Source organism: Albidovulum litorale (assembly GCF_025751495.1).
GTDB classification, from domain to species: Bacteria; Pseudomonadota; Alphaproteobacteria; order Rhodobacterales; family Rhodobacteraceae; genus Albidovulum; species Albidovulum litorale.
Window position 1 is genome coordinate 685,343 of sequence record NZ_JAOWKZ010000001.1, and the last position, 19,278, is coordinate 704,620.

General features: G+C 63.0%; 21 protein-coding genes. 7 read left to right on the forward strand and 14 right to left on the reverse strand.

Annotated features, from left to right (window positions below):
• The first annotated feature begins 1 nt into the window (after position 1).
• Entirely contained in the window at positions 2-463 is a 462-nt protein-coding gene (locus tag OEZ71_RS03510; RefSeq protein WP_263738529.1) for a hypothetical protein, read from the forward strand.
• Here the strand turns inward: OEZ71_RS03510 and pdxR are convergent.
• Positions 460-1,893, reverse strand: coding sequence for a MocR-like pyridoxine biosynthesis transcription factor PdxR (pdxR, locus tag OEZ71_RS03515; RefSeq protein ID WP_263738530.1), 1,434 nt, complete (start codon positions 1,891-1,893; stop codon positions 460-462). The genes OEZ71_RS03510 and pdxR overlap by 4 nt on opposite strands.
• A gap of 75 nt (positions 1,894-1,968) precedes the next feature.
• Here pdxR and OEZ71_RS03520 point away from each other — a divergent pair, with 75 nt between their 5' ends.
• On the forward strand, positions 1,969-2,631 hold the full coding sequence (locus OEZ71_RS03520; RefSeq protein WP_263738531.1) for a pyridoxamine 5'-phosphate oxidase family protein: 663 nt from the start codon (positions 1,969-1,971) through the stop codon (positions 2,629-2,631).
• A gap of 12 nt (positions 2,632-2,643) precedes the next feature.
• Here the strand turns inward: OEZ71_RS03520 and OEZ71_RS03525 are convergent, their stop codons facing one another.
• The 3 genes from OEZ71_RS03525 to OEZ71_RS03535 form a co-directional block, all read right to left on the reverse strand.
• Positions 2,644-3,243, reverse strand: coding sequence for a rhodanese-like domain-containing protein (locus tag OEZ71_RS03525; protein WP_263738532.1), 600 nt, complete (start codon positions 3,241-3,243; stop codon positions 2,644-2,646).
• Positions 3,244-3,350: 107 nt separating this feature from the next.
• Positions 3,351-3,848: a GNAT family N-acetyltransferase gene (locus OEZ71_RS03530; RefSeq protein WP_263738997.1), complete on the reverse strand. Its 498-nt coding sequence runs from the start codon at positions 3,846-3,848 to the stop codon at positions 3,351-3,353.
• On the reverse strand, positions 3,848-4,453 hold the full coding sequence (locus tag OEZ71_RS03535) for a VOC family protein (RefSeq protein WP_263738533.1): 606 nt from the start codon (positions 4,451-4,453) through the stop codon (positions 3,848-3,850). Before OEZ71_RS03535 ends, OEZ71_RS03530 begins: the two co-directional genes overlap by 1 nt.
• Before the next feature lie 142 nt (positions 4,454-4,595).
• On the opposite strand from OEZ71_RS03535, the gene nhaA reads away from it, so the two are divergent.
• Together nhaA and OEZ71_RS03545 are read left to right on the forward strand one after the other, a co-directional pair.
• Positions 4,596-5,795 (forward strand): Na+/H+ antiporter NhaA, encoded by a 1,200-nt coding sequence (nhaA, locus tag OEZ71_RS03540; protein ID WP_263738534.1) that lies wholly within the window; start codon positions 4,596-4,598, stop codon positions 5,793-5,795.
• Between the two features lie 69 nt (positions 5,796-5,864).
• Positions 5,865-6,134: a DksA/TraR family C4-type zinc finger protein gene (locus tag OEZ71_RS03545; RefSeq protein WP_263738998.1), complete on the forward strand. Its 270-nt coding sequence runs from the start codon at positions 5,865-5,867 to the stop codon at positions 6,132-6,134.
• Positions 6,135-6,213: 79 nt separating this feature from the next.
• Here the strand turns inward: OEZ71_RS03545 and scpA are convergent, their stop codons facing one another.
• Positions 6,214-8,346 (reverse strand): methylmalonyl-CoA mutase, encoded by a 2,133-nt coding sequence (gene scpA, locus OEZ71_RS03550; RefSeq protein ID WP_263738535.1) that lies wholly within the window; start codon positions 8,344-8,346, stop codon positions 6,214-6,216.
• A 101-nt stretch (positions 8,347-8,447) separates the two neighbouring features.
• Here scpA and OEZ71_RS03555 point away from each other — a divergent pair, with 101 nt between their 5' ends.
• Positions 8,448-8,894 carry a DUF4174 domain-containing protein gene (locus OEZ71_RS03555; RefSeq protein WP_263738536.1) on the forward strand — a complete coding sequence of 149 codons (447 nt, stop codon included), beginning with the start codon at positions 8,448-8,450 and terminating at the stop codon, positions 8,892-8,894.
• Positions 8,895-8,901: 7 nt separating this feature from the next.
• On the opposite strand, the gene OEZ71_RS03560 is transcribed toward OEZ71_RS03555, so the two are convergent.
• The 9 genes from OEZ71_RS03560 to OEZ71_RS03600 all read right to left on the reverse strand — a co-directional run bounded on the left by OEZ71_RS03560 (position 8,902) and on the right by OEZ71_RS03600 (position 17,310).
• A complete protein-coding gene (locus OEZ71_RS03560; RefSeq protein ID WP_263738537.1) occupies positions 8,902-9,780 on the reverse strand; it encodes a hypothetical protein in 879 nt (292 codons plus the stop codon).
• Between the two features lie 271 nt (positions 9,781-10,051).
• A complete protein-coding gene (locus tag OEZ71_RS03565; protein WP_263738538.1) occupies positions 10,052-11,584 on the reverse strand; it encodes a hypothetical protein in 1,533 nt (510 codons plus the stop codon).
• Between the two features lie 17 nt (positions 11,585-11,601).
• Complete coding sequence (locus OEZ71_RS03570; protein WP_263738539.1) at positions 11,602-13,602, reverse strand: acetyl-CoA carboxylase biotin carboxylase subunit; 2,001 nt, start codon at positions 13,600-13,602, stop codon at positions 11,602-11,604.
• A gap of 126 nt (positions 13,603-13,728) precedes the next feature.
• Positions 13,729-13,929, reverse strand: coding sequence for a hypothetical protein (locus tag OEZ71_RS03575; protein WP_263738540.1), 201 nt, complete (start codon positions 13,927-13,929; stop codon positions 13,729-13,731).
• A 78-nt stretch (positions 13,930-14,007) separates the two neighbouring features.
• Positions 14,008-14,217 carry a hypothetical protein gene (locus tag OEZ71_RS03580; protein WP_263738541.1) on the reverse strand — a complete coding sequence of 70 codons (210 nt, stop codon included), beginning with the start codon at positions 14,215-14,217 and terminating at the stop codon, positions 14,008-14,010.
• Positions 14,218-14,569: 352 nt separating this feature from the next.
• Positions 14,570-14,923, reverse strand: coding sequence for a hypothetical protein (locus OEZ71_RS03585; RefSeq protein ID WP_263738542.1), 354 nt, complete (start codon positions 14,921-14,923; stop codon positions 14,570-14,572).
• Positions 14,924-14,992: 69 nt separating this feature from the next.
• Positions 14,993-15,121, reverse strand: a complete 129-nt coding sequence (locus OEZ71_RS03590; protein WP_263738543.1) for a hypothetical protein — start codon at positions 15,119-15,121, stop codon at positions 14,993-14,995.
• Between the two features lie 211 nt (positions 15,122-15,332).
• Positions 15,333-15,773: a DUF6497 family protein gene (locus tag OEZ71_RS03595; protein WP_263738544.1), complete on the reverse strand. Its 441-nt coding sequence runs from the start codon at positions 15,771-15,773 to the stop codon at positions 15,333-15,335.
• Between the two features lie 4 nt (positions 15,774-15,777).
• Positions 15,778-17,310, reverse strand: coding sequence for an acyl-CoA carboxylase subunit beta (locus OEZ71_RS03600; RefSeq protein ID WP_263738545.1), 1,533 nt, complete (start codon positions 17,308-17,310; stop codon positions 15,778-15,780).
• Positions 17,311-17,562: 252 nt separating this feature from the next.
• Between OEZ71_RS03600 and OEZ71_RS03605 the strand changes: the two genes are divergently transcribed.
• Both OEZ71_RS03605 and OEZ71_RS03610 read left to right on the forward strand, forming a co-directional pair.
• Positions 17,563-17,916 carry a DMT family protein gene (locus OEZ71_RS03605; protein WP_263738546.1) on the forward strand — a complete coding sequence of 118 codons (354 nt, stop codon included), beginning with the start codon at positions 17,563-17,565 and terminating at the stop codon, positions 17,914-17,916.
• A gap of 67 nt (positions 17,917-17,983) precedes the next feature.
• Positions 17,984-19,207, forward strand: a complete 1,224-nt coding sequence (locus OEZ71_RS03610) for a multidrug effflux MFS transporter (RefSeq protein WP_263738547.1) — start codon at positions 17,984-17,986, stop codon at positions 19,205-19,207.
• The last annotated feature ends 71 nt before the right edge of the window (positions 19,208-19,278 follow it).

Sequence of the window (19,278 nt, forward strand, 5' to 3'; positions counted from 1 at the left end):
CATGCGGATACTGAACCAAAACAACGACCAACTGATCGTTGAGGAAAAGCCCTGGTTCTGGGCGCTGTGTTTTGTCTTCATGACTTTGTCCTGCGCGGCCTGGGCCATCGACGCCTTGTCGAAGGGCAACCTCTTGATGACCGGCGCGGCGGCGGCTTCGACGCTCGGCTGCCTCGCGCTGACCGCCTTCGCGGTGGAGCGGGTCTGGCTGATCCTCGACCGCCGAGCCGGAACGGTGGAGCTGCGCCGCCGCAACTGGCGGGGATTTCGCAGCGAGACCTTTCCGCTGAGCGATCTGGATCCGGATGGTGTCCTGTTGCAAAGCAACGACGACATGTGGCGCATTGCCCTGCAATTCAGCTCACGCGAGAAACCTGTGCCACTGACCGGTTATTACCAGACCGGCACCAGTACCCGGCGTTGCGCCGAAACTGCGCGAAAATGGCTGGGACAGGTGGCCTAGAGCGCAGAGGCAAGCGTTGCCACGAACCGCTCTGTCCGCTCTGTGGTGGCATCGGCAAAGCCGGTCACAAGGCCGTGGCAGTTGTCGGCGAGGCTGTAGCCTGACAGAGCCGTCGCCCCGAAACCCGCCCGGCCAAGCGCGTCAAGGGTGGCCCTTTCCTCCGCCCCGGTCCCGAGCCGGATTGTCAGTTGCACGCCGCCGTCGGGCAGTGCAACGCCGATCCGGTTGCCAAGCCGCGCCCGAAGCGCCGCGACCAGCGCCTCGCCCCGCTCGCGGTTGAGCCGCGCGATGCGCCTCAGATGTGCGCGGTACTGGCCAGACCGCATCAGGTCGGCCAAAGCCGCCTGGGCGTGCAGATTGGCCGCCAGGCCGAGATTGCGCTGCGCCACGCGCATCGGCGCGACCAATGTCGGGGGCAACACCATCCAACTCAGCCGCAAACCGGGCATCAGCGCCTTGGCCGCCGTGCCGAGATAGATCACCTCGCCGCCTTTCGCCTCAGCCTGCATCGCTGCTATCTCCTGCCCGCGCCACTGAAACTCACCGTCATAATCGTCCTCAAGCACCACAGCACCCGCCGCGCTAGCGGCGGCAAGGATGGCCTGACGGCGGCCAAGCGGCAGGCGGGCGCCAAGCGGGAACTGGTTCGAAGGGGTCAGGTAGATCAGCCGCAGATCGCGAATGCCGGCCAGCGCGACCGCATCGGCCCCCTGATCGTCCACCGGCAGCGGCAGCAGCCGCAAACCAGCCCCAAGAAACGCCGCCCGCGCGCCAATATAGCCCGGCTCTTCGATTGCGGCGGTCTGGCCGGGATCGGTCAGCACGGCGGTGGCCAGAGACAGTGCCGCCTGCGTGCCCGGCAGAACCAGAATCTGATCCGAGTCCACCGTCATGCCGCGATCCATGGCCAGCCGCTCGACCAGTTCGGCACGGAGGGCGGCAAGCCCATGATAGTCGCCATATCCGAAACTCGCGCCGTGGCGATGCCGCGCGACACGGCGCAGGGCACGACCCCAAAGGTCGCCGGGAAACTCGGTCTCGTCAGGGCAGCCCGGCGCCATCACAAGCGCCGCCGGGCCTCGGTCCCGTGCAGGGGCTGCAAGAGCCGCACCGCGTGCCGACAGGCCCGGCCCTGCGGCCGCGTTCGGCGCGGGCAACGCGACCGGACGATAGGTAACGACCGGCGCCCGACCCGGATGAAGCGCGATCAATCCGTCAGCGCGAAGGAGGTCATAGGCGGCGATCACGGTGTTGCGTGACACATCCAGCCCCTCGGCGGCCTTGCGCGAGGATGGCAAGGCGCGACCATCGGCCAGCCGCCCCTCGCGGATCGCGGCGGCGAAGGCGCGATAAAGCCGGGTGACAAGCGCGCCCTCCCCCTCTTTCGCACCCTCCGTCCAGCCGATGGCCCGCCGCCAAACTGGTTCCATTAATATCTCCAGAACTGGATCTTCCTTGGAACCATAGTGGCTGCTATGCCACAAGCACAAGCGAAAGAGAGAGCCATGCCGCGCAAGACCCCGACCCAGCCAGCCTTCAATCGCGTCCGCAATCCCAAGCGGGCGAGTTATGACCGCGCGCAGATCGACCCGATCCTCGATGCCGGGCTGGTCGGCCATTTCGGCTTCGTGGCGGAAGACCGGCCGATGGTGATCCCGATGGCCTATGCCCGCGACGGCGACGTGGTCTATCTGCATGGCGCGACCAAGACCCGGGCGATGAACCAAACGAACGGTCTGAAGGCCTGCCTGACGGTGACGATCCTTGGCGGAATCGTCGCCGCGCGCTCGGCCTTTCACCATTCAGTCAATTACCGCTCGGTCGTGATCCATGGCACCGCCCATATCGTCACCGACCGCGCCGAGCGCAACCGGGCGCTGCAACTGATCACCGAACACCTGCTGCCGGGGCGGTATGAGGAGGTGCGGCCCATAACCCCGCAGGAAGACAAGGCGACCGGCGTGCTGGCCCTTCATATCGAAGCGGCAAGCGCCAAGATCCGCTCCGGGCCACCAGTCGATGACGACGCCGACCTGACGCTTGGACTGTGGGGCGGGGTCCTGCCCATCACCACCGCTCTTGGCCGGGGTGTGCCCGACGGTCACACGCCCGAGGGGATGGCCGAACCACCCTCTTTCGCCGAGGCGCGCGTCCGGTTCGCCCGTTAACGCGTTTCGGGATCAGGGCGAGATCACCGTCAGACCGAGAAGCCGCCAGCTTTGCATTCCGCCGCGATAGTAGCGAATGCGTTCGGCCGGATAGCCGAGCCCGACCATCACCCTGATCGCTGATGGGGACTGCCCGCACCAGAGCCCGTTGCAAAAGAGCGCGACCTCCTTCGCACCGGCGCAATCCCATCCATCGAAATCCGGCTCGCAGCCGAGGTCACCCAGCCGGTCGGCGATTTCGGTATAGGGTATGTTGATGGCACCGGGGATGGTGCCGCCGCTGAACCAGTCCGGTGTCCGGCTATCGATGACCACCGCTTCGCCGCCTTCCAGAAGGTCGAGAAGTTCCAGCTCCCCGATCGGCGTGACCCCGTCTTCCGGCACCATCGGTTGGATGCAGAAAGGCGGGCATTCACGTGACGTCTGCGCCCAGTCGCCCTCAAGCACCGCGCCGGTATCCTGGTTCCGGGTGATCGTTACCGGCCCCTCTTCGGTGACGACCGTGACAGAGGGACGGTCGGGGCCGATCCCGACCTTGACCTCCTGCGCCCCGGCCGTGGCGACAGCAGCCCATGCCAAAACGACCGCTCCGGTAATTCCCTGACGCAGCATGACACACCTCATTCATCTTATTGAATATGTCTTCACATTGCCTGCCGGGTCCCAGTCACGCAAGTCCACCAGCTGCATTGGCCTGAACTGCGACAATTGGCGCAACGTCATCCGTGCGTGGGGAAAACTTTCACCATCAGCACGAGGTCGAGCCAGCGTCCGAACTTGCGCCCCGCCTCGGGTAGCCGCGCGACATGGACAAAGCCCATCCGGGCATGAAAGGCGACGCCGTCGGGATTTTCGCCCGATATTCCAGCAAAGAGCGTATGGGCGCCACCGGCGCGGGCGTGATCCTCAATCCGCGCCATAAGGGCCCGGCCTGCCCCCCTGCCCCGCGCTTCCGGCGCCAGAACGATCGTATGCTCCATCGCATGGGCATAGCCATTGCCGCCCCGGAACTGGGCATAGGTCGCAAAGCCCATGAGCCGTCCGTCTTCCTCGGCCAGCAGGAATTCGCGCCCCGCCGCGCGCCGTTCGTCGATGATCCGGGCGAGGCTTTCGGGCGTCTTCTCCTCGCTTGAGAAGGTAATCGTCGTGTCGCGGATCACCGGGTTCCAGAGGGCGATGAGCGCGGGAATATCGGCATCGCGGGCCGGACGGATCATCATGTCAGCACCCTTTCCCCATGCGGTGTGGCGATTGTGGCGCGCATCTCCTTTGCCCCCGGGACCACAACGATGCGCGGATCGGACAGCGGCAGCGCGGCACCAAGAGCCTTCGCCTCGGGATGCGCGATCTCCAGCCGGATGAGGCGGCATCCGGTGTCGGTCAGCCGGTCGGCGGGGTGCGCGCTTTGCCATTCGATCAGTGCCGGAAAGGCGTTGTCATAGGGCAGATACCCGTCCTCCGGCACCGCGAAGCGCCAGCGGAAATCGCCCCGCGCCAGATCGGTCGGTCTCCCCGCGCCTCTCGGCGCTCCGGCAAGGGCGGCATCGAGATCGTCGACCCGCACGATCCAGTTCGTCAATCGCGGTACGCCCGCGAAATCATCCAGCGCGAACCAGCGCGGATGGGTGGGCTTCATCGCGTCTGGGTCGATTGCGATGACCTCAAGGTATTCCCCGCGCCCAAGGCTCAGGAGCCGGTTGTGGGTGCCCATATGCGGGTGTTTCCCACCTGCTTCCAGCGAAACGCCCAGGATTTCCTCGACATGGGCCACGCCAGCCTCAAGCGTTTCAGCCGAAACCGCGATATGGTCGAATGCCGCCATGTGGCCCCTCCTGCCGCCTGAGCGGCATCCTAGAGGCACCATTCGCCCCCGCAAGTGCCGAAATCGGAACACGAAAACTTGAAAGATGCTAATAAGGTCCCATGTGGACCCCAAAGATAACGAAAACAATCGGGATTGATGAATGAGCCTTGCGCGCGCCCTTGACCGCTTCTTCCGCCATGACGCCGCCGGGGGCGTCCTTCTCATGGCCTCGGCCTTACTGGCGCTGATCGTCGCGAATTCCGCCCTGTCGGGCGGCTACCACGATCTGCTTCTGAAGAAATTCTCGATCCTGCTGGATGGCGAAGGCCTGTCGAAGCCGCTGATCTTGTGGATCAATGACGGGCTGATGGCGATCTTCTTCTTCCTGATCGGGCTGGAACTGAAGCACGAGATGGTCGAGGGAAAGCTCAAGAACCCGCGCGACGTGATGTTGCCGGGTATGGCGGCGGTGGGCGGTATGGCGCTGCCTGCACTGGTCTTTCTGGCATTCAACTTCTCCGATCCTGTCGCGCGGGGCGGCTGGGCGATCCCGGCGGCGACAGACATCGCCTTTGCGGTGGGCGTTCTGGCGCTTCTGGGCAAACGGGTGCCGGCGGCGCTGAAGATCTTCCTGCTGACGCTGGCGATCCTCGATGACCTTGGGGCCATCCTGATCATCGCGCTTTTCTACACCAAGGAATTGCACGTCGATTACCTCTATGTGGCGCTCCTGCCGCTTGCCGGTCTGTTCCTGCTCAATCGTGCGGGGGCGCACCGCATTGCGCCGTTCATCCTGCTTGGGACCGTACTCTGGGTACTGGTGCTGAAATCGGGGGTTCATGCGACGCTTGCGGGCGTGGTCACGGCCTTCTTCATCCCGCTCAAAGATAAATACGGCAAATCGCCGCTCCATTCGCTGGAACATGCCCTGTCGCCTTACGTCCTCTTTCTGATCGTGCCGGTCTTTGCCTTCGCCAATGCGGGCGTCGTGCTGCAGGGCCTGACCTTGGGCGATCTTTTCGCGCCCCTGCCGATGGGTATTGCGGCGGGTCTGGTGATCGGCAAGCAACTGGGTGTCTTCGGCGCAACATGGCTTGTGGTCCGGGCGGGTTGGGCGAAACTGCCCCATGCCGTGACATGGGCGCATATCTACGGCCTCGCCTGCCTTGCCGGGATCGGCTTCACCATGTCGCTCTTCATCGGCGGGCTCAGCTTCGACGATCAGGCCCAGATGAATGCGGTGCGGCTGGGAGTGCTGGCGGGGTCTGCAGTTTCGGCGATCCTCGGCTATGCGGTCCTGCGGCTGTCGCCCGCGCATCGTGAGGATGCAGAGAGCGCGGCACCGGCTGCGGCGGAGTAACCGCCGGGGCCGGTTGACCGGCCCCGGGAACCGGTCCTAGTCTCGGATGCAGGATTGGAGATCACGTCAATGGCAGGCGGCTGGGCGCGCGACGGCGCGGTGAACGAACAGATCGATGCTTCGATCGAGGATGAGTTGAAGCGCATGCAGGCGCGTCGGCGGCCTGAGGGCGAGAGCCTCGCCGAATGCGCCGAGTGCGGTGAGGACATTCCCGAGCGGCGGCGTCAGGCCATTCCCGGCGTCAAGCTCTGCATCGATTGCCAGAACGAACGCGACGCGCGGCCCGTGATGCGCGGCGGCATCAACCGGCGCGGGTCGAAGGACAGCCAGCTGAAGTAACGGCTTGCCCGCCCCAAAATCGAAGCGCCGGACCGGCAGAACGGTCAGGCGCTTCGCGGTCTCTTGTAACTCAGCGGCGTTACGCCGCCCGCGCCGCGCGGATCAGGCCGAGGATGTCCTTTGCCGCCGCCGGGATATTCGTGCCCGGCCCGAAGATCGCCTTGACGCCGGCCTTCTTTAGGAAGTCGTAATCCTGCTGCGGGATGACCCCGCCGCAGATCACGATGATGTCGCCCGCGCCCGCGGCCTCCAGCGCCTCGATCAGCTTCGGTGCCAGCGTCTTGTGACCCGCCGCCTGACTGGAAATCCCAATCACATGCACATCGTTGTCGACCGCATCCTGCGCGGCCTCTTCCGGCGTCTGGAACAGGGGCCCCACATCGACGTCGAAGCCGATATCGGCGAAGGCCGTGGCGATGACCTTGGCGCCCCGGTCGTGGCCATCCTGCCCCATCTTGACGACCAGCATGCGGGGACGGCGGCCTTCCTCCTCTGCGAAGGCCTCGACATCCTTCTGGATCGCGGCAAAGCCCTCGTCGCCCTCATAGGCCGCGCCGTAGACACCGGCGAGCGTCTTCACCTCGGCCCGGTGACGGCCGAACACCTTTTCCATCGCCATGCTGATCTCTCCTACCGAAGCCCGTGCCCGCGCGGCCTCCACGGCCGCTTCCAGCAGATTGCCGCCCTCGCCCGCGCGCCGCTCCAGCTCGGCCAAAGCCGCTTCGCAGGCCGCCTGATTGCGGGTGGCACGGATCTTTTCCAACCGCGCAATCTGCGCGTCACGCACCTTCATGTTGTCGACATCGAGAATATCGATCGGGTCCTCATTGTCCTTGCGATACTTGTTGACGCCGACCACGACCTCCTCGCCCCGGTCGATCATTGCCTGCCTGCGGGCAGCCGATTCCTCGATCCGCAACTTCGGCATGCCGGAGGCGACGGCCTTGGTCATACCGCCCATCGCCTCGACTTCCTCGATCAACGCCCAAGCCTTCTCGGCCAGTTCAGCCGTCAGGCTTTCGACGTAGTAAGATCCTGCCAAGGGGTCGATGACCTTCGTTACCCCCGTTTCTTCCTGCAGGATCAGTTGGGTGTTCCGAGCGATCCGCGCCGAGAAGTCGGTCGGCAGCGCGATGGCCTCATCGAGCGCATTGGTGTGCAGCGACTGGGTGCCACCCAGAACCGCGCTCATCGCCTCATAAGCCGTACGGATGACGTTGTTGTAGGGGTCCTGTTCCTGCAAGCTGACGCCCGAGGTCTGGCAATGGGTACGCAGCATGGACGAGCCCGGTTTCTTCGGGTTGAACTCCGACATGATCCGGTGCCACAGCATCCGTGCGGCGCGGAGCTTCGCGGCCTCCATGAAGAAGTTCATGCCGATGGCGAAGAAGAAGCTGAGCCGTCCGGCAAAGGCATCCACATCCATGCCTCGCGCGATGGCGGCGCGGACATATTCACGCCCGTCGGCCAAGGTATAGGCGAGTTCCTGCACAAGGTTCGCGCCCGCCTCCTGCATGTGATAGCCGGAAATGGAGATGGAGTTGAATTTCGGCATCTCGGACGCGGTGTATTCGATGATGTCGGCGACGATCCGCATCGAAGGTTCGGGCGGGTACACATAGGTGTTCCGCACCATGAATTCCTTCAGGATGTCGTTCTGGATCGTCCCCGAAAGGGCCGTGCGGTCGACGCCCTGCTCCTCGCCCGCGACGATGAAACTGGCGAGGATCGGGATCACCGCGCCGTTCATCGTCATGGAAACGCTGATCTTTTCCAGGGGAATGCCGTCGAAGAGGATCTTCATGTCCTCGACCGAGTCGATGGCGACACCCGCTTTGCCGACATCGCCCACCACGCGGGGATGATCGCTGTCATAGCCGCGATGGGTTGCAAGGTCGAAGGCAACGGACACGCCCTGCTGCCCGGCAGCAAGGTTGCGGCGGTAGAAGGCGTTTGATTCCTCGGCGGTCGAAAAGCCCGCATATTGCCGGATCGTCCAGGGGCGACCTGCATACATCGTGGCCCTCGGCCCCCTCGTGAAGGGCGCAATCCCGGGCAGCGTGCCCATATGGCCCAGCCCGTCGGTATCCGCCCCGGTATAGAGCGGCTTGACCGCGATGCCTTCCAGCGTGTCCCAGGTCAGGCTGTCGGGACTTTCGCCCCTCAGCTCCTTCTCAGCCAGCTTGCGCCAGGCCCCAATCCCGTCCGTCATTGCTTGCATCCTTTCCATTCCTGTCCCGGCCCCACGAAAGTTCCGGCATAACCCTTTGGCGATCCGCGCATTTCGCCTATATCTGAGACAAAGGAGACTATATGAAATCCGCCATCGCCCTGATCCTGACCCTTTGTCTCGCTCCGGCCGCGCTGGCGGAAGGACCTGCTGCCGCCGTTCTGGAGCCGGTTCCGGCGGCCGAAGTGACGCTGGCCGACCTGCTCTGGCTCAAACGGCCGATCGTCGTCTTTGCCGACAGCCCGAACGACCCCGCCTTCCAGACGCAGTTGAGATATCTCGCCGAGGACCCCGGCGAATTGTTCAAGCGAGATGTCGTCATCCTGACCGACACCGATCCCGCCACCCCGTCCGAAGCACGCCGCAAGCTGCGCCCGCGCGGCTTTTCGATGGTGTTGCTGGACAAGGACGGCGACGTAAAGCTGCGCAAACCTCTTCCCTGGAGCGTGCGCGAGATCGTGCGGGCGATAGACAAGTTTCCACTGCGGAGGCAGGAAATCCTCGACCAGAGGCGTGGTTCGGGTGGATAGGCGCTGATCATTCCGCCCCCTCCGCTGCGAATTCGCGTTCCGCCGTGACACCCGCGATCTCACCATTCCGCAACGCGGCCCAATCGGCCTCATAGGCAGCATCAAGCCGCGCGGTCTCAGCCGCCGAAAATGGGTTGTCGAGCGGTATCGCCGACTTTCTGTGCTCGGCGATCCTCGCCATACGCGCGGGTCCCGGCGGGATAGCTGCGACATCGGCCAACGCTTCCGGCCCGAGCGAGGCATTTCCCGCCGTCCCGGCCTTCATATCCGCCGTGAGGTCATGGCCGAGCATAGCTGCGCCCAGACGCCCGACGATCCCACTGTCGTACCGCATCACGTTGATTGGTGTCTCGGCAAAGACCGACCGCACCGCCCGTAGGAACGGCAGCCAGCTGTTGCCCTCCGACGCCGCCAGCCGCGTGCTGTCGATGCTGCTCCGCACCACGCCGTGCAGGGCAAGATGGGCATGAACCGACCGCCAGTACCCGGCGAAGTCGCGGGTCGTAATGTAGATTGCCGAGGGTCGCGCAGGCAGAAGCTCCGCGACGGCGGACAGACGCACCAGAGCATCGGGATAAAGCTCGGCTTCGGCATAGTTGACCCGCATGGCGCCAGCGAGGTTCTCATCGCTGATCACGACCTTCTCGCAGCCATGGGCTGTCCGGACATGCAGGGCCAGCGCGGCACGCGCATTGGCCAGACCGATATAAGGCGCCTGCCCCGCAACATGGTTTGAGACGAAATCCTTCAGCCCGGCCGAGCGCATGACATCGGGCCCCCAGAAGGCAATGCCTGCCTGACGAAGCCGCGCCTGATGGCGGACGAACGACTGCTGCATGGCCGTTGTCCCGGTCCGGTGTGCGCCGATATGCAGGATGTAGTCCAACCTTTGCCGTGCCCCGCCTATTCGTTTTCCATGATAACTTGATCGACCTTCAGGCTCCCACATGCCACGCTGGCGAGGGAAACCGCCAAACCCGCTCTTGCGCCCGATGCAACACTGGTCGACACGGACCAATTCATCCCACCCGAAGCGCTCCGCAAGTTGCGCGAGCCGCTGCCCAAGCCAGTACCCGAGATCGGACCAGCGATATGCAATTTCCAACTACGTCGACGGGTGTCGGTGGAGCAATGCGTATGATCGCAACAGAACCCGGTCATCGATCGAAACCTTCGTGGACGAACCTGGCACCCTCGGGCAACTCCTGCTCCCATGCCTTTAGTTCAGAGACGAGGGCTGGCACATCGGCGCTGCTCGTCGCGAAGAAAGTGACCTCGAAGCCGCCGATGAGAGCGCGCGGGACCGACTCCAGTCGCAGCCGCCCCAGCCGGACCCAGGCCGGATCCATCGCGCCCGTAAGCTTTTGCTCGTATATCATCACCACCCGGACATCCCGTTCCCTGGCAAGACGACCGACCCAACCGTCGGTCGCGTTGTCAAGCCGCGCCTTCAGGGCTTCGGGCGAAGCCAGACCCCACAGATCCAGCACATAGTCGGGATTCCGCCAGCTGACGTGACCTATATCCATCACAGCGACCGGAGCCTTGACGAAATCCTTTGCAAAGCGCGCCATCTGCTTGTGTTGAAGCTGCATAGCGGCGACGTTCCAAACCCAGGACTTGACGACTTCAGGAAGGTAAACACCAAGACCCGACAGCATCACCACGGCAAGAACACCGTTCTTGAAAGCCTTGGAAAAGAGGCCGAGCACCAAGGCCATCGCCGCTGCCAGAGAAAGAACAACGTAATTCTCGTAGCGGTCCATCCACCCGATCGATCCGAACATGAGATGGGCAAGACCAGCCGTCGCAATGGCCAGGCCGAACAGTCCTACCTCTGGGGCGCGGCGACGGACCGCGATCGAGAGAATTGCGAGCGACAGCGTCAACCCGCCAACGAATTGCCCGCCCAAGATCTGAAGATTTCCGGCTAACCGCCCCGCGACCCGTGCAATCACCGGGGCTTCGACAGTGCCCGGATGGGATGCCAGCTTCGCCACGATAGAGTTCGGCAGCGGCCCGAGGCCCTGAGCAGCCAGAAAGGCGGCAAATCCAAGCGCGGGCCCCAAAGCCAACGCTGCAAGGACCAGTGCACCCCACCGGTTGCCAAGCGCGGCGACAAGCCCCGACGCGGCAAGGGCCAATGCAAGCCCTTCCAGGCGCAACGCAGGGGCAAGAAGGACCCCTGATGCCAGCAGCCATCCCACCTTGCGAGTCTCGATAAACGCCCATAGCCCCAGAACGATCATCAAGCTGGCAGTTCCGTGCGCGAGATTTTCCATGCCCGTATAGGCGACGCCATACATATTCAGCGCGACAGGCGCGGCGACCGCGAAAGGAATTGCCAGCCGCTCAAGGCTCGCCCGCGCTAGCGCAACACCGAATAACGCACCGGCCGCAGCAACCGCCAGAACATTCCACGCCAAAGGCAGCCACCGTTGCAGTCCGCTCCCCGAAAAGGGGGTCAATAACAACGGATAAAGCGGCGACGAGGACGCCGAAGCGGCCTCGCCGGGATTTACGCCATAGTTTCCGACCCGGATCTGCTCGGCCATCGCAAGATGGATGTAGACGTCGTCCAGAGGGTATTCAAAGCCACCGGCGCCACGCGTCATCGCAGCCGCGCAGATCACGGCCAGCGCAAGGAGCGCGGTCAGCGCTCCTGCCAAGGCCGCGGATCCGGACCTCATCTGACGTCGTGTCGAAGTCATTCAAACTCCATGATCACGTCATCGACCTTCAGGCTCGCGCCCGCCGCCGCGTTGATCTTTTTCACGACGCCCTTCTTCTCGGCACGCAGGATGTTTTCCATTTTCATCGCCTCGACGGTGGCCAGCGCCTGACCTTCCTGCACCTCCTGCCCTTCCTCGACGCTGATCTTCACGATCAGGCCGGGCATCGGGCACAGCAGGAACTTGGAAGTATCGGGCGGCAGTTTTTCGGGCATGAGGCGCGCAAGCTCTGCCTGCCGGGGCGTGCGGACATAGACCTTGAGGTCAGCCCCGCGGGTCCGGATACGCTGACCAGCCGGGATCTTGTCGACCTTAAGGACGACCGGTTCGCCATCCACTTCCAGCCGCGCGAGCGACTGGCCCGGCGTCCAGTCCGAGGTGACGCGGTGGGCCACGCCGTCCGAGAAATGCACTGTTGCACCATCGCGGTCGGCGGCGACCTTCACCGCAATCTCCTCGCCCTGAACGACCACGACCCAGTCGTCGCCGACATGACGTTCGTGGTTGCCAAGCCGCCCCGTGATGCGGGTACGCCGGATCTCGGCCACGCGGTTCATCGCGGCGGCACAGGCCGCTACCCGGCGCAACTGGCCTTCGGAAAGTGCTACACCGTTGAAGCCGTCCGAGAACTCCTCGGCAATGAAGGCGGTGGTCATGTCGCCCGCGACGAATTTCGGATGGTCCATCACCGCCGAGCAGAACGGCAGGTTATGCCCGATCCCCTCCACCTCGAACGTGTCGAGCGCGACGCGCATCCCTTCGATCGCTTCGGACCGAGAGGCGGCCCAAGTGCACAGTTTCGCGATCATCGGGTCGTAATACATGCTGATCTCGCCGCCCTCATAGACGCCGGTATCGTTGCGTACGACGCCTGTCGCAGTCGCCGCTTCGACCGGCGGGCGGTAGCGGGTCAGACGGCCGATGGAGGGCAGGAAGTTGCGGTACGGGTCCTCGGCGTAAAGGCGGCTTTCGATGGCCCAGCCGTTGATCTTCAGGTCGTCTTGCGCGAAGGGCAGCTTTTCACCGCCCGCCACCCGGATCATCTGTTCGACGAGGTCGACGCCGGTGATCAGTTCGGTGACCGGATGCTCCACCTGCAAACGGGTGTTCATCTCAAGGAAATAGAAGTTCCGCTCACCATCGACGATGAACTCCACCGTCCCGGCGCTGGTGTAACCCACGGCCTTGGCCAATGCACAGGCCTGTTCGCCCATCGCCTTGCGGGTGGCCTCGTCAAGGAAAGGCGATGGCGCCTCTTCGATGACCTTCTGGTTCCGCCGCTGGATCGAACATTCGCGCTCATGTAGATAGACACAGTTGCCATGCTTGTCGGCCAGAACCTGAATTTCAATGTGACGCGGCTGGGTGACGAACTTCTCGATGAAGATCCGGTCATCGCCGAAAGAACTGGCAGCCTCGTTCTTCGAGGACTGGAAGCCGTCGCGCGCCTCGTTGTCATTCCAGGCGATGCGCATCCCCTTGCCGCCACCCCCGGCGCTGGCCTTGATCATCACCGGATAGCCGATTTCCTTCGAAATCTTAACTGCCTCTTCGGCGTCTTCGATCAGCCCCATATAGCCCGGAACGGTGGAGACGCCCGCCTCCTGCGCGATCTTCTTCGAGGTTATCTTGTCGCCCATCGCTTCGATGGCAGGGCTCGGCGGGCCGACGAAAACGACGCCTTCCTTCTCCAGCGCCTCGGCGAATTTCATGTTCTCCGACAGGAAGCCATAACCCGGATGCACCGCCTCAGCGCCGGTCTGGCGGATCGCGTCCATGATCTTGTCGATCACGATATAGGACTGATTGGCGGGCGGCGGGCCGATATGAACGGCCTCGTCAGCCATCTTCACATGCAACGCATTGCGGTCTGCGTCGGAATAGACGGCCACCGTCTGAATGCCCATCTTGCGGGCCGATTTGATGACGCGGCAGGCGATCTCGCCCCGGTTCGCGATCAGGATCTTCTTGAACATTACTGTCCCCCTTCAGGCCGCGCCGGGTTGGTCCCGGTCGTGCAAATGAAATGACCACCGCGGCACGGGGCCACGGTGGTCCGATTGAGTGTATGGCGGGCTGCCGCTGCAGCCCGGATCAGGTGATTACTGGCAGACGCCGACGTCGTCGCAGAAAACGCCGGCCGCACCGCCGACAACCGCGCCGGTAAGGGCGTTGCCGCCAAGCGCATCGGCGACAACTGCACCACCGGCAGCGCCGGCAAGGCCGCGCTCCGTGTCCGTGTCAAGGCAAGCGGACAGGGCGAAAGTGGCGATTGCCGCCGCAAGAATGGTTCTGATCGACATGTAGTTACTTCTCCGCAGTTCAGGTTCGCGACAAGCGCCCGGTCAGGCTCTATCAAACCGCCTTGATAGGCAATAACGTCAGTAGCTGCGCTGGCAGAGACCGACGTCGTCACAGACAGCGCCACCGGCCGCGCCGATGGCCGCGCCGGTGAGGACGTTGTTGTCGGTCGCATCGGCGACAAGCGCACCGGCAGCGGCACCGGCCAGCGCCCGTTCGCCATCGGTCTGCATGCACCCGGCCAGCGCCGCCGCAGCGACGAGGCCGAGAATGATCTTGGAAATCCGCATTCTGCTCTTCCTCCAGCAAGATTTGTTATATGCGCGGAGTCTAGCGAAAACGCGGGGACGGAAAAGTGAATTCGACGTGATTTTCCGGCCTCGGCAGGGCTTTGCCGATTGCCCGAAGCGCCGGTCTTACAGCGAGCCACCCACCAGAAAAGTGGCCTGACCCCTGAAGGGCCAGGCCGTAGAGAAGGGGAAGGGTAACGGTTTTGACAAATCGGGGCGTTATGCTTGCTGTAGGGTGACGCCCCACACTCAGCATGTGCGCACAAAACGTCCATGGCAAACCCAAAGTTTCCGTATGGGAAACTTTCGGCGGGATTGCGCCCAAACGCCCAATGGTTGCGCAAAAACATGCCTATTCGCCCTCACCAAAAGCTTCGGGAAAAGCCGCTTTTGCCTTGGCGAGATCGATTCTGAGCAACGCCTCGTAACTCTCTGGATCAAAATCCTCATCTGCCGGAATCACTTCGCGACCAAAGAGCCAGCTCAGACGGCCGGCATCGAGATTGCCACGCTCGAACGGTTCTTCGCCGAAATGCTCCCAGAGGGCAGTCATGAATCCGAGATCGGCACGGCGATCCGCCGCGCCACGGTCACGAAACCGTTCGCGTGCGATGAGTCGCGTGACACCCTTGGGGTTCGCGCGCCGGATTGTGAACTGGAAATCGGTGCCGGGAAGGCGGCCGGGAAAGCCGCGATGCTTCAGCATGCCGCACCCCCCGGGAGATGGTGCGAGGCTTGAGGGGCCGATCCGCCAAAGCGGATCGGCCCGAAGGCATTAGCTGCCGTACTTGCCGGTGAATTCCGGCTCAACGGTAACCGGCTCTTCAACCACGACTTCTTCCTGCTGGGCGCAAGCAGCCGCGAAAGCGACGAGGGCGCATGCGAGAAGCACTTTATAGGACATCTGTAACTCCTGCTCAGATGGGCGGGCGAACGGTCTTCCGTGTTGAGCCGCCACAGTTTTTCAAGTTCGGCGGCATTGCGACCACCTGCGATAATCATAGTGCATGCCACATTCCTGGCCCATTGCGCTACAGTCAAGTTCACGAAATGTGGCAGGTCTGCATCACTTTTAGGCAGGTATCCGCCTACGGACACAAACTGTTGTGGTTCCATCAGAAAGCCTCCCAATAGCATGTGGCGTCCTCGACGCTGAAGGCTTCGAAAAATTGTGTTGCTTCCGGGGCCGGCGCGCCGAATTCCACAGGTCTGTCCGACAGCGAAATCACCACCTGCTCCGGCACCGGACCGGTGGTCGGCAAACGTGACAGGGCGTAGTTCTGGCAAAGCCACTCCATATCCTCCTGCGCGGCCTCGGCCGTTACCGTTCCGCCGTCCCGCGCTATGGCCGGGGCGATGAAGCGGAACCGGATGGTCAGCCCTTCCGGACCGGGCGCCGCCTGAATCGTGTCGAGATACGTCACCACCTGCCCCGACGGGACCGGCAGCGCGCCAGCGGCGCCTGGCGCCTCCGGTGCCGGGCGCATCAGCACCCACACGGCCATGGCGGCCATGCCCGCAAGTCCAACAGCGATCCAACGCAGCGTCCCCCTCATCGGCTCAAAGCGGAATATTGTCGTGCTTTTTCCATGGGTTGGAAAGCTTCTTCGTCCTCAGAGAGGCAAAGGCCCGCGCCACCCTTTTGCGCGTCGAATGAGGCATGATCACCTCGTCGATGAAGCCCTTTTCGGCGGCCACGAAGGGGTTCGCGAAGCGGTCCTCGTAGTCCTTGGTCCGCGCCGCGATCTTCTCCTTGTCGCCGAGTTCCGAGCGATAGAGGATCTCCGTCGCGCCCTTGGCCCCCATCACCGCAATCTCGGCGGTCGGCCAGGCATAGTTGAAATCGCCGCGCAGGTGTTTCGAGGCCATAACGTCATAGGCGCCGCCATAGGCCTTGCGGGTGATGACCGTCACCTTCGGCACCGTTGCCTCGCCATAGGCAAACAGCAGTTTCGCCCCGTGCTTGATCACGCCGCCATATTCCTGGGAAGTACCCGGCAGGAAGCCCGGCACGTCGACAAGAGTCAGGATTGGAATTTCGAACGCATCGCAGAAACGGACGAACCGCGCGGCCTTGCGGCTTGAGTCGATATCCAGACAGCCCGCCAGAACCAACGGCTGGTTCGCCACCACCCCCACGGTCTGGCCTTCCAGCCGGATGAAGCCGGTGATGATATTGCCCGCGTAATCCTTTTGAATTTCGTAGAAATCCCCCTCGTCCGCGACCTTCTGGATCAGTTCCTTCATGTCGTAGGGCTGGTTGGGGTTGTCGGGGATCAGCGTGTCGAGACTTTCCTCAACCCGCGCGACGTCGTCGAAGAAGGGCCGCGTCGGCGCCTTGTCTCGGTTATTGAGCGGCAGGAAGTCCACAAGCCGCCGCACCTCGATCAAAGCCTCAACGTCGTTCTCGAACGCCCCATCGGCGACAGAGGATTTCTTCGTATGTGTCGACGCGCCGCCAAGCTCCTCGGCGGTCACGATCTCATTCGTGACGGTCTTCACCACGTCCGGGCCGGTCACGAACATGTAGGACGTGTCCTTCACCATGAAGATGAAATCGGTCATGGCGGGGGAATAGACCGCGCCGCCCGCGCAGGGGCCCATGATGACGCTGATCTGCGGCACCACGCCCGAGGCCATGATGTTGCGCTGGAAGACCTCGGCATAGCCGGCAAGCGAGGCGACACCCTCCTGGATACGCGCGCCGCCCGAATCGTTCAGCCCGATCACCGGCGCGCCGTTCTGCATCGCCATGTCCATGATCTTGCAGATCTTTTGCGCATGCGTTTCCGACAGCGAGCCGCCGAAGACGGTGAAATCCTGGGAAAAGACATAGACCATGCGGCCATTGATCGTGCCCCAGCCGGTGACGACACCGTCGCCCGAGGGCCGGTCCTCCTGCATCCCGAAATCGGTACAGCGATGGGCGACAAACATGTCGAATTCCTCGAACGAGCCTTCGTCGAGCAACAGCTCAATCCGTTCGCGTGCAGTCAACTTGCCCCGCGCATGCTGGGCATCTATCCGGCGCTGTCCGCCACCGAGTCGGGCCGTATTACGACGCGCTTCGAGCTGTTCCAGAATGTCTTTCATGATCTCCCCCATGTCGCGCTTGCGGCAACCTAGCGCCTGCGCCGCCGAGGGCAAAGCGGATTTGCGAAAATTTGCAACATTAATGCCGACACCTATGTGCAAATTGAATATTTGCGAATTCGCGTGTGGATATTCACTATCCAGGTCGGCGCGAACGCTGCTTGAGCTCACGATCCTCAGAGCGCACAGCCCACTTCCCGGCCCTCGTTTGTCGGGGTATCAGAATCAAGATCTCCCCGCGTGAGCATTCCCATGACCTGGCTTCCAGTTCCCGTCATCACGATCGGCCTCCTCATCGCATCGAATGTCTTCATGACCTTCGCGTGGTACGGCCATCTGAAGTTCAAAACCGCCCCGCTGCTCGTCGTGATCCTCGCAAGTTGGGGCATCGCGTTTTTCGAATACCTGCTGCAGGTGCCCGCGAACAGGATCGGCCACGGTTACTTCAGCGCAGCAGAGCTGAAGACCATCCAGGAGGTCATCACCCTCGTCGTCTTCGCCGTCTTCTCGGTGACCTATCTGCGGGAAAGCCTGGGCTGGAACCACACGGTGGGTTTTGCCCTGATCGCGCTCGGGGCGTTCTTCATTTTCCACAAATGGGGATAGGGAGCGCACAGACCAGTGTGCGTGATGGCTGCTGGACAAGGCGGGGCTTCCCCCATAGGCGATGGGAATGAACCCGCAGCATCAGCCCCCGGAAGTCCGTTTCCTCAGCCGGTCCACACCGCCCCATATCGTGACGCTGGTCATGGTCACAGGACTTTCGACGCTGGCGATGAACATCTTCCTGCCCTCCCTGCCCCGAATGACCGAGTGGTTTGGTACGGAATACCGGGTGATGCAGCTTTCGGTTTCGCTTTACCTGGGCTTCAGCGCGCTTCTTCAGATCATCATCGGGCCGATTTCTGACCGGTTCGGGCGCCGCCCGGTTCTTCTGTGGTCGGTGGTCCTGTTCATGATCGCCACCCTCGGCACGCTGATTGCGCCGACAGCCGGGACCTTCCTTGTCTTCCGTATGCTGCAAGCGGTGATCGCAGCGGGCATGGTCCTCAGCCGCGCCATCATCCGCGACATGGTGCCCGGTGAACAGGCCGCCTCGATGATCGGCTATGTGACGATGGGCATGTCCGTCGTGCCGATGATCGGCCCGGCCATCGGCGGCGCACTGGACGAGGCTTTTGGCTGGCAGGCGAATTTCGCGCTTCTTGTCGTTCTGGGAGGAATGGTCCTGTGGCTGATCTGGGCGGACCTCGGCGAAACCGCCGCGGGTCGCAACGCACGCTTCGCCGATCAGGTCCGGCACTATCCCGAACTGCTGACCTCGCCGCGGTTCTGGGGATATTGCCTTGCCGCCGCCTTTTCCTCCGGCGCGTTCTTCGCCTATCTCGGCGGCGCTCCCTATGTGGGCTCCGAAATCTTCCATATGTCATCCGGGATTCTGGGCATCTACTTTGCCGCGCCTGCAGTTGGATACGCATTCGGAAATTTTGTTTCCGGGCGGTATTCGGTCGCAATCGGCCTGAACCGGATGATCCTGACAGGTACGGCTATCACAGCATTCTGCATGGGACTTCTGGCGCTTCTGGATATCGCAGGGCTGGCCGGGCCGAACGTGTTCTTCGGTTTGATCGTGGCCGTCGGTCTTGGCAACGGAATGGCACTGCCCAACGCCAATGCCGGGATGCTCTCGGTGCGACCTGAACTGGCGGGGACGGCATCCGGCCTTGGCGGCGCAATCATGATCGGCGGCGGCGCAGGTCTTTCGGCACTTGCGGGATGGGCGCTCGGGTACGGAGGTGGAGCGTTGCCGCTCACGCTCCTGATGTTCACCTCGTCGGCTTGCGCAGTCGTCGCCATCAGCATGGTCATTCGACGCGCCCGCAGACTCGGGCTTTGAATCCGTCCATCGGAAATTCCTGTGGGCTACGACCAGAAATTTGCGCGCGAAAACATTCTGTGTCATTCATG